Annotated in this window: 12 protein-coding genes; 5 read left to right on the top strand and 7 right to left on the bottom strand. The window is 61.5% G+C overall.

Features of this window, described 5'->3' with window-relative positions; translation table 11 throughout:
- Window positions 1-45: 45 nt before the first annotated feature.
- Window positions 46-249 carry a site-specific DNA-methyltransferase gene (locus tag ACTICP_RS14945; RefSeq protein ID WP_101584954.1) on the bottom strand — a complete coding sequence of 68 codons (204 nt, stop codon included), beginning with the start codon at window positions 247-249 and terminating at the stop codon, window positions 46-48.
- Window positions 250-631: 382 nt separating this feature from the next.
- On the opposite strand from ACTICP_RS14945, the gene ACTICP_RS14940 reads away from it, so the two are divergent.
- From ACTICP_RS14940 to ACTICP_RS14930, 3 genes are all read left to right on the top strand, one after another.
- Window positions 632-1,699 carry a tyrosine-type recombinase/integrase gene (locus ACTICP_RS14940; protein WP_125177745.1) on the top strand — a complete coding sequence of 356 codons (1,068 nt, stop codon included), beginning with the start codon at window positions 632-634 and terminating at the stop codon, window positions 1,697-1,699.
- 47 nt (window positions 1,700-1,746) lie between these two features.
- A complete protein-coding gene (locus ACTICP_RS14935) occupies window positions 1,747-2,085 on the top strand; it encodes a helix-turn-helix domain-containing protein (protein WP_170934010.1) in 339 nt (112 codons plus the stop codon).
- A gap of 440 nt (window positions 2,086-2,525) precedes the next feature.
- Window positions 2,526-3,560 (top strand): hypothetical protein, encoded by a 1,035-nt coding sequence (locus ACTICP_RS14930; RefSeq protein WP_087053552.1) that lies wholly within the window; start codon window positions 2,526-2,528, stop codon window positions 3,558-3,560.
- A 156-nt stretch (window positions 3,561-3,716) separates the two neighbouring features.
- Here the strand turns inward: ACTICP_RS14930 and ACTICP_RS14925 are convergent, their stop codons facing one another.
- Complete coding sequence (locus tag ACTICP_RS14925; RefSeq protein ID WP_096157926.1) at window positions 3,717-4,274, bottom strand: hypothetical protein; 558 nt, start codon at window positions 4,272-4,274, stop codon at window positions 3,717-3,719.
- A 138-nt stretch (window positions 4,275-4,412) separates the two neighbouring features.
- Entirely contained in the window at window positions 4,413-4,709 is a 297-nt protein-coding gene (locus tag ACTICP_RS14920) for a helix-turn-helix domain-containing protein (protein ID WP_164513767.1), read from the bottom strand.
- Between ACTICP_RS14920 and istB the strand changes: the two genes are divergently transcribed.
- The gene (gene istB / locus ACTICP_RS14915; protein ID WP_096157928.1) at window positions 4,708-5,487 is read left to right on the top strand and encodes an IS21-like element helper ATPase IstB; all 780 of its coding nucleotides are present in this window, start codon (window positions 4,708-4,710) and stop codon (window positions 5,485-5,487) included. The two genes, ACTICP_RS14920 and istB, sit on opposite strands and share 2 nt — an antisense overlap.
- Window positions 5,488-5,493: 6 nt before the next feature.
- Entirely contained in the window at window positions 5,494-5,883 is a 390-nt protein-coding gene (locus ACTICP_RS14910) for an AraC family transcriptional regulator (RefSeq protein WP_101584957.1), read from the top strand.
- Between the two features lie 150 nt (window positions 5,884-6,033).
- Here the strand turns inward: ACTICP_RS14910 and ACTICP_RS14905 are convergent, their stop codons facing one another.
- From ACTICP_RS14905 to ACTICP_RS14890, 4 genes are all read right to left on the bottom strand, one after another.
- Window positions 6,034-6,639 (bottom strand): LysE family translocator, encoded by a 606-nt coding sequence (locus ACTICP_RS14905; protein WP_087053555.1) that lies wholly within the window; start codon window positions 6,637-6,639, stop codon window positions 6,034-6,036.
- 84 nt (window positions 6,640-6,723) lie between these two features.
- Window positions 6,724-7,539: an AraC family transcriptional regulator gene (locus ACTICP_RS14900; RefSeq protein WP_087053556.1), complete on the bottom strand. Its 816-nt coding sequence runs from the start codon at window positions 7,537-7,539 to the stop codon at window positions 6,724-6,726.
- Between the two features lie 3 nt (window positions 7,540-7,542).
- On the bottom strand, window positions 7,543-7,905 hold the full coding sequence (locus ACTICP_RS14895) for a DNA alkylation repair protein (RefSeq protein ID WP_205676911.1): 363 nt from the start codon (window positions 7,903-7,905) through the stop codon (window positions 7,543-7,545).
- Window positions 7,906-8,292: 387 nt separating this feature from the next.
- A complete protein-coding gene (locus ACTICP_RS14890; RefSeq protein ID WP_164513769.1) occupies window positions 8,293-8,793 on the bottom strand; it encodes a MarR family winged helix-turn-helix transcriptional regulator in 501 nt (166 codons plus the stop codon).
- Between the last annotated feature and the right edge of the window lie 59 nt (window positions 8,794-8,852).

Below are 8,852 nucleotides of genomic sequence, written 5' to 3'. Positions count from 1 at the left end.
TCACTGGCACGAGAGAATCTCCTTCTTCCAATCTCCCTGCCTCTATTATCCCCGGGGCGATTCACAGGACTGCCCGTTGAAGCTCAACCCGTACGGAGGGTCGGTCACGAGCGCGTCAATACTGGCCGTGGGTAGGAGCGGGAGGAGTTCGACTGCGTCCCCGAGGTAGAGCGTCGCCCGGTCATCGGCGAACACGGGCGCGGGTAGTTCGGTCAGGCGCTCGGCGGGCGGCGGTGTGGGGTCTGGCATGACGGGGGCTCCCTGCTGTTCGGGGTCTGTTCGCCGCCGTGTGCGACGAACAGGATCACCCAGCAGGTACGGGGCCATCCGCAGAACCGCGTGCCCACACGAGCCTCGTGTCGATGCGAGCAGAGTCTGCCGATTTCACCGCTTCGTGCCATTTGAGGAGCCCGCCGAGTTTCCCTGATTCCCAGTGCTCAAGATCTCCCACACACGATCGGCAATCAACGGTTGAGCGGGATTTATTGCATCAGAAGTCACATCCCAGACCAGTGTTGACCGCGACGTTGTCGATCGACTCGATCGACAACCCTTGCGCCGATTGCACCTCTTCGGTTTTTTTACCGTAAAAGTCACATCGTGAGATTTAGGTAACGACCGGGGGTGGTGCATGGTCGGCGAGTTCCCTGGTTCAGCGCGGCTGATGCTGGTACCCGGGGTGGCGCATCTGAACGAGCGAGCGGCCGTGTTCGAGGCAATGGTCGCAGGCTGGACCCGGCAGCAGCTCTCGCGTCAGCTCGGCCAATCGACCTTGCGGGATCGTGAGCGGCTCATCCGGCGCTTTCAGGACTTCACCGAGCAGTATCCGTGGGAGTGGACACCGGGCGATATGGAGGACTTTACGGTGTCGCTGACGTGCGGCGCGGATCGACTCGCCGTATCGACGATTCGCGGCTACCACCTCACGTTGCGCATGTTCTGCGACTACGTCACCGATGCACGCTACGAATGGCCCGTACAATGTCAGGATCGCTTCGGCACATTCCCGGTGCAGGTGTGCAATGAATGGAACACGGTCGCGCACCTGAACGAGTACGAGGGCAGACCGCAACGTCGCCCTCTGACGTATCGGGAGTTGCAGGATCTCTTCGACTGGCTCGATACACGGATCGAGCAGATCGTGCGCCTCGGCCGGAAAGGGTCGCTTGCCGCGTGGCGCGACGCGACGATGATCAAGACGACCTATGGGTTCGGGCTCAGGCGCAACGAGCTCGTGCGCCTGGACTTGCCCGATCTGCGTCCGAACCCGCACATGCGAGCTTGGGGCACCTATGGGTCGATCCATGTGCGGTTCGGGAAAGCGATGAAAGGCTCATTGCCGAGGCGCCGCACGGTTCTCGCTGTTCCCGAGTTCGATTGGGCCGTCAATGGTCTGCGGCAATGGGTCGAAGAGGGGCTGCCCCTGTTCGAGGCGGGCAACCAGGCCGCACTCTGGCTGACCGAGCGGCGCAGCCGGGTCAGTGTCCGCCACGTCGATGAACTCTTCGCCGACACACGCAGCGAGATCGGCCTTGAAGAGCACTTGACCCTGCATTGCCTGCGGCACTCGTATGTGACCCATCTGATCGAGTTCGGCTACCCGGAGCACTTCGTCACCGAACAGGTCGGGCACCGTTGGGGGTCGACGACCGCGATTTACACCTCGGTGTCCAACGACTTCAAGAACAAGACCCTGTAGGCCGCTCTTGCCAGGGTCTACCGAACCGAAGAGGAGGCGAGCCCATCATGAGGACGATCCAGATGCAGTGGAATCTGCGGCAGGTCATGGCCGACCGTGGCATGTTCCAGACCAGCGAACTGATGCCGCTATTGGAAGAACGCGGCATTCACCTGACCCGAGAGCACGTCTACCGGCTCGTGACGAAGACCCCGCAGCGCCTGAACACCGAGGTACTCGTCGCGCTCTGCGACGCATTGGGCTGCACCCCGAACGATCTCATCGTGCCGGTCGTCGCCGAGCAGCGGGCGGCCCGCACCGGCACGCACAACGAGGGCGGCCCGAAGATCGGATCCATCCGTCCGATCCGGGCGGTGATCCGCAGGCCCGACGGCGTCGACGAGTGAATGCACGCCGGGCACCGGTCTGCATCCGATGCGAGCGACTGACCGGATCATTCGAGTTACCAGAGGGAAAGATCTGTCAGAACTGCTGTCGCTACCTCGCTTATCACCCCGCCCGCTGCCCAGGCTGCAGCCAGTTTCGCCCCTTGCCCTACCTCTCAGTGACCGCACCTGCACAGTTGATTTGTGCCGACTGCGCGGGGAAGCCGCCCGTGTTCGTCTGTGAGAAGTGTGGTCGTCAAGATCAGCCCTATGGGGTTCGTCGTTGCGCTTCCTGCGTTCTGAGCGAACGCCTCCATGTGCTGCTGCTTGATCCCCGCACCGGAGAGATCCACGAACGTCTTCGGCCAGTCTTCGACGCGCTCGTGGGGTCGCATCGGCCGCAGAACGCGATTACCTGGTTGCAACGACCGCCCGGTCACGGCCCTACCCTTCTCCGTCAGATGGCCTCTGGCGAAGTGAACATCTCCCACGACACCTTCGCCCGACGGCCGATGGATCGCGCACACAACTACCTGCGCGATCTCCTTGTCGCGCTTGAGGTCCTCGAACCCTACGAACCACTGATCGAGCGCATTGGGCCTTGGCTTATCGACCGTGTCGCGGGCATCAGCGCGATGCACCGACAGACCATCGACCAGTTCGCACGCTGGGTTATTCTCCGTCGATTGCGCACAGCCGCCGACCAGGGCAGGCTCACCAAAGCGATGGCCGAGGGCGCGCGGCAACGCCTGAACCGCTCGATCGACCTGTTGGCATGGCTCGAGCACAAACAGACGACGATCCTTGAGGTTACTCAGCACCGACTCGAGCTCTACCTCTCCACCCAAGTGATGTCAATGTCGATGATGCTGCACCCGTTCATCACTTGGATAAACCGCACTGGGATCAACAACCGTATCTCCGTGAAGAACCCGAACCCCAGCCAAGCGCATGTCACGATGGGAGATGCCGACCGCTGGCGTCATATCGGCACCCTCCTGCGCGACGACTCGATCCGGCTTTACACCCGCATCATCGGCCTCTTCATCCTGCTCTTCGCGCAGCCCCTCACCCGAGCCTACGACCTCCGCACCGAGCAAGTAACCGCGCCACAACGAGGCCCTGTGCTCGTCACATTCCGCGAAACCCCGGTCGAGATGCCCGAACCCTTGGGCATGCTCATCCGACAACAGCTCACACACCGAGTCAACGCCTCCTACGCTTCTCTCGACAACGGCTGGCTCTTCCCAGGCGGAATCCCCGGCCGTCCGATAGCCACCGAGAACATCCGAGGCCAGCTTGTCGAACTCGGCATCCCACCCCACCAAGCCCGGCATGCAGCCATGTTTGGCCTCTCAGCTGAGGTGCCGCACATGATCCTCGCCCAAACACTCGGAATCTCTCAGACCGCCGCACGAGCATGGGCAGGCCTCGCGGCTCGAGACTGGGGCGGCTATATCCGCGAGAGAAACGACAGAGGCAAACTCAGTCCTTAGGCTTGGACGGAGGTGTCGGCCTCGGCTTCGCGGCCTCGGTCAGTTCCGTGAAGGCTTCCTCGACGTCGGGCCGCGGTGTTGGATTCTTGTCGTCAGCCATTTTTCTTCTCCACAGAATCGTCACCGTGAGTCAGTGTCTCAAAGGCTTCTTCGACGTCAGGGCGTTCCGGGGGCGGAGGGGGTGTGGACGGGGTTGGTCTGGCCATTGGTTGGGTCTCCTCTCAGGACAGATGCATTGATACCAGCGACAAGCAGCGCAGTCACTACGCCACTTACCAAGAGCACGAACGCCGACTTGGTTGCCTTTGCGCGTTTCTCATTCTTCGAGTTTCGTTTCTCGATTTCGCGTACCTTCACTTCGAGGATGTAGTCCTCCATCGCTTCCATACGCTCAGAAGCATTAACCCATCGAGTGACAAGGAATCGGCCGGAAGGCGAGTCAATCGTCGACGGCCAGAGCGAGACCGCCGCGGCAATGATCGTTGCGACAGTGAGCGCGAACGGCACTAACCCGAGGTACCACGATCGGGCATCGACTAAGCCTGTGAAGGTTGCCCCCGCAAGCACTCCGGCGGCGACAACGACAAACGAGGACTTCGTGTCGATTGACCGAGTGCGTTCGATCGCTGCGTTACGGAGCGTGTCGAGTTCAGAACTCAGAAGTCGAATTCGCTGAAGGCGCTCGCGTGACGCCAACCGCTCTTTTCGGCCCACGATGCTCCTTCGGCTCGCTGTATTCAACCAGCATATCGAGCGAGTCTTTAGAGACGTGAGAGCAGAACGAATCCCGCCATGAATAGTGCTGACCCGCCACTAACACCCTTGTCGGGTCGTCGATCCTCGAACAGGCCCTCATGGAACTGGCTGTAGCGGAGTTGCAGACTTGGCAGCATATCTCCGGCATGAGCTTGCGTAGATGCGTGGAGCTACTCCGTACCGCTGCTTGAAAGATCGCGGCGCGACCGCCGCATCGCGCCAACCCACGGCCGCACCGATCTCGCCTACCGTGAGGCTGGTGGTCGCGAGAAGTTCAGCCATCCGGTCGGCGCGGAGTTGACGAAGGAATGCCGCCGGTGATCGACCTGCCCACGGCCACCGGGCGGTCGCTGGCGGAGCACGCCCCCACCACCGCAGGGAGGGTGTCCTCATGAGCCCCGCCACTGCTCCGGTATTGGCGGCGGACCTGACCGCCGGGCTACGCCGGCTGAAACTGGCCGCGATGCGCCAACTCGCCCCTGAGTTGCTCATCACCGCCAAGACCCAGCGGTGGAGCCCCGAGGAGGTGCTGCGAGCCCTGGTGGAGGCTGAGGTCGCCGCCCGCGATGCCTCCAACGAGCGAGCCCGGCGCAAGGCCGCCGCCTTCCCGGTGCTCCAGACGATCGAGGAGTTCGACCTGGGCGCCTCGGCGATCCCGGCACCGACGTGGGCCTACCTGAGCAGCCTGGAGTGGGTGGGGGCCAAGGAGAACTTAGCGCTGATCGGACCGGCCGGCACAGGTAAGTCCCACACCCTCATCGCCCTGGGGCACGCGGCCGTGGTCGCCGGGCACCGGGTGCGCTACGTCACCGCCGCTGACCTGGTCGATACCCTCTACCGACACCTGGCCGACAACACCGTTGGCAAGGCCATCGAGACGCTGCTACGCAACGACCTGGTGCTGGTCGATGAGATCGGATTCGCCCCGTTGGACGACACCGGGGCCCAGTTGCTCTTCCGGTTCGTGGCCGCCGCTTACGAACGCCGCTCCCTGGGCATCGCCTCCCACCACTCCTTCGAAGACTGGGGACGGTTCTTGCCCGAACACACCACCGCCGTGTCCATGCTCGACCGGCTACTGCACCACGCCACCACCGTGGTCACCAGCGGCCAGTCCTACCTCATGCGACAAGCCCGAGCCCGACAAGGAGGTGAACACCTACCCCACTGATCAACCATGACAGAGGGTGGGGACTTCTACTTGGCCAAAACTGGGGACCTGGAACTGGCCCTTGACAGTCTGCGCGTTATGCCTTCGCAGTTCGATTCTCGGCTGATTCATGCTCTCTCAGCGGAGGTATTCGACGGGGCGGGTCGGATGAGCGGTCAAGCCACAGAACGTTGTGAGTACACCGTATATCCTGGAGTCTCGCCAAGCCGCGAGATTGTCGCCGCGATTTCCTTATTGAACGCAACCCTAGACCGTGGATGGCAGATTGCTGATCTGGCCAGTGCTGCGGCGTTGTCAAGCTCTCAGTTGACGCGTTTGTTTCGTACCCAGATCGGCGTCTCAGCGGCGGCGTTGCTTCGCCAGCTTCGCGCAGGTTCTCGCAACCACAAGACTTGAGGTTGCAGAGGCTGTGGCGGCGGTGGGATGGACTGATCCTGCAGTTGCGTCGCGGGCATTCGACCAGCGAAATGGAGTAGCTCGCTGAGTTTTTGCGGCCTTTTACCGCAGTGGAAGCACGAACTTACCTCGGCTTGGCGAATCGTTGCGTTATTGCACGACAGCCACGATCAGGGCAATGCCGAAAAGGATGAGGAAGCCTCCAGCTATCTTCGTGAGCCAGGGCACGACGCGTGCCAACCGGGCGAGGGCTCTGCGGGATCCGAGGGCGACCGCAATGATGACATCCCAGACGAGCACAATGGTGAACATCCAGGTCCCGTATGCAACGAGTGTGAGTGGTGCTGCCCCAGCGAGCGCAGTGGCGAGGCTGAGATAGAAGAGCGCGTTCTTGGGGTTGAGCAGGCCAGAAGCGATCCCGAGACCGAAGTTCTTCACCCAAGTGGCCTGCTCGATAGTCATGTCGTCATCGTGACTGAGCCGGGGCGTTGATCTCATAAACGCGATTCCGATGAACACCAGAAAGGCACCGCCAGCCAGTTGAATCACGACGAGCACGGTCGGGTGCGAGATGATCGAGATCCCTGAGAATGCTGCCGCGATGAAGATCCCGTTCGCGGCGGCGATGCCCAGGCACGCGCCGGTGGCGTTTCGCCAACCGCTGGTCATTGCGGTGCGGGCGATGAGAAAGAAATCTACCCCGGGAATGAGCAGCGCCAGAAAGTGTGCGAGAGCCACTGCGGCAAACTGCTCCATACTTCCCCTCCGATCTTGACGGTGAACTCGTCAAGTCTCGGCGACGGTGAGGGGTGGTGTCTTGTACGTTCGTGCGGCTGCGGCTTACGTTGCGGAACGGTATTGGCCCGGTGGGGCGGCGACGTGGGCACGAAACACGCGGTGAAAATGGCTCTGGTCGGTGAAGCCCAGAGTGTGGGCGGTATCGGCGAGAGCATGCCCGTCACGGAGCATGTGCCGCGCTTCGATAATGCGGGCGTTTTGTCTCCACGCCAACGGTGCCAACCCGGTAGCGCGTTTCACCGAGCGGATCAGCTGGTGCCGCGACATCCCAACCAGAGCCGCCAGGTTGTCGAGGCTCGGGTTGGATTCGTCATATCGTAGGCGCTCCATCACCGGGTGTAGACGCTCACGAAGGTCGGGGTCAGCGTCGCTGGTCACCACATGGTCCGGTGCTGCAGCTGAGAGGTCACGCAACAGCATACGAAAATCAGTTTCGAGACGTTCTCGGCTCTCGTCCTCGAAGATGCGGCTGTTCCATGCGCTGAGCCTCGCGTGCAGGTTCGGGTGGCGCAGGACGGTGATGCTAGAAAATAGTGCCTGTGCAGATCCGTCGGGCGCGAGGTCTGTTGCCCAGCCCTGATCCATGTGGATCATTTGATAGACCCACCGACCACCATAAGGGTTGCACTGATGCACCTGGTCGGCTGCGATGACAATCACATCACCCGGGCGCAGGTGTACGCTGCCGCCGAGCGGGCCAGCGAACACCGAGGTACCCGAATCGATGAGCCCGATCGAGAACGTGTCATGCGTGTGTGGGCGGTAGCAGGAATTCTCCTGAGAGGAGCGTCTCGCCTCGACGTGTGGGATCGTCGTGCTGCGCGCGAACTCCGTCTCCAGTACTTCCTCGGTTTGCATCGCTCAGTCTCGTATCGACCTGAGGCCGCGGGACACGATGCGCGTGGTTTCGGGGGTGGGGCTTTCTTGAAGCCACCGATCAGCGAACTGCCCGACCCATTCGGGCTGGGTTTTCGAGGCATCATTGATCCAGTTCGCGACAGAGTCTTGCACATAGCGTGACGTGTCACTGCGTAAGGGTTCGAGGATCTGTAACCCCAGCTCAGGGTCGTGTTTGAGGGCGGCGATATGTTTGGCCCACACTCCTCGCGGGCATAGCGCTTCGCTCGTGAACCGGCGGATGCGTTCTGAATCTGTACCTGTCCAAACAGAAAGCACCGTGATGCTCTCGATGAGGTGCGCTGTGAGCGTGGGCCTGGCCGTCATCCACGCCCATTCCCGAACCGCGAAATGCTGATCATCGGCTGCTGGCCGTAACACTGGCAGCAAGGTTTCGGCGGTTTGGAAGATCGGGCCAGCAGCAACCGCGAAACATGCCCACCCACGCACCGTGTCTGAGCGGTGCGTAGCTCAGCGATCCGGGTCTGCAGTACCAAGATGATTGTGCAGTGCCTCGCCGATGGGTTGCATCCTCGCCAAAATTCCCTGGCTTTGCGTCGCACGTGCAGCGTCATGCAAACGTTCAGGAGCGTCAGGGAGCACATTGCGCAGCAACACCCCTGATCGATCGCTAATGCTTCGGTGGGCGTGCTCGTTGCAATACTCCCAGCCTGTAACTGCTGCAACCGTTCGGGCACAAACCCTGCAACCGTTCTAGGACGACTCATGACCCCCCTTCGTTGGTGCTCCTGATCTCAGGTTGTGCCGTAGCTGTTCCAGACTCGAGATAATGTCTTGCGGCGTCGCAACCTTGTCCGCGATCTGGCGCAACCACTCCTTGTATACGGGTACGAGTTCTTTCACAACAGCGACCCCAGCCTCCGTGAGCTTGATGTTGTGCGAACGGCGGTCTCCTGGCGCGGCCATGCGCACGACAAAGTCACTTTTGACCAGCCCTTCAAGAAGACCAGTGACCGTTGCGCGAGTCACCCCAAGCCGCTCGGCGATCCACCCGGGACTCGCGTCATCACGCTCGCTGACCGCGAGCAACACTGCGAACCTTCCCTCGGAAAGCCCATGCCGCGCCAGCAGGTGGGCGCATGCGTCATCGATGCGCCGCGCCGCAGACAGCACCGCCATCACGACTTGAGCAGACTCATCGTGATCAACGTGAGCCAGCAAAAAGTCGTGTTTGACGACCACACCCTTATTCATTAAGTGCCATACTATCAGGCAGCTAACTAGCCCTCTTTGTGCGGAAAAGGACATCCCAA

It is taken from the genome of Microbacterium sp. (genome assembly GCF_052102115.1).
Lineage (GTDB): Bacteria > Actinomycetota > Actinomycetes > Actinomycetales > Microbacteriaceae > Microbacterium.
The sequence above is the reverse complement of the archived record's forward strand: the minus strand, read 5'-3'. Positions and strand labels throughout refer to the sequence as shown.

Excerpts from the sequence above, each read along its gene's own strand:
- ACTICP_RS14945 (WP_101584954.1), bottom strand. The coding sequence starts at position 249 with ATGCCAGACCCCACACCGCCGCCCGCCGAGCGCCTGACCGAACTACCC.
- ACTICP_RS14940 (WP_125177745.1), top strand. The coding sequence starts at position 632 with ATGGTCGGCGAGTTCCCTGGTTCAGCGCGGCTGATGCTGGTACCCGGG.
- ACTICP_RS14935 (WP_170934010.1), top strand. The coding sequence starts at position 1,747 with ATGAGGACGATCCAGATGCAGTGGAATCTGCGGCAGGTCATGGCCGAC.
- ACTICP_RS14930 (WP_087053552.1), top strand. The coding sequence starts at position 2,526 with ATGGCCTCTGGCGAAGTGAACATCTCCCACGACACCTTCGCCCGACGG.
- istB (WP_096157928.1), top strand. The coding sequence starts at position 4,708 with ATGAGCCCCGCCACTGCTCCGGTATTGGCGGCGGACCTGACCGCCGGG.
- ACTICP_RS14920 (WP_164513767.1), bottom strand. The coding sequence starts at position 4,709 with ATGAGGACACCCTCCCTGCGGTGGTGGGGGCGTGCTCCGCCAGCGACC.
- ACTICP_RS14910 (WP_101584957.1), top strand. The coding sequence starts at position 5,494 with ATGACAGAGGGTGGGGACTTCTACTTGGCCAAAACTGGGGACCTGGAA.
- ACTICP_RS14905 (WP_087053555.1), bottom strand. The coding sequence starts at position 6,639 with ATGGAGCAGTTTGCCGCAGTGGCTCTCGCACACTTTCTGGCGCTGCTC.
- ACTICP_RS14900 (WP_087053556.1), bottom strand. The coding sequence starts at position 7,539 with ATGCAAACCGAGGAAGTACTGGAGACGGAGTTCGCGCGCAGCACGACG.
- ACTICP_RS14895 (WP_205676911.1), bottom strand. The coding sequence starts at position 7,905 with ATGACGGCCAGGCCCACGCTCACAGCGCACCTCATCGAGAGCATCACG.
- ACTICP_RS14890 (WP_164513769.1), bottom strand. The coding sequence starts at position 8,793 with ATGAATAAGGGTGTGGTCGTCAAACACGACTTTTTGCTGGCTCACGTT.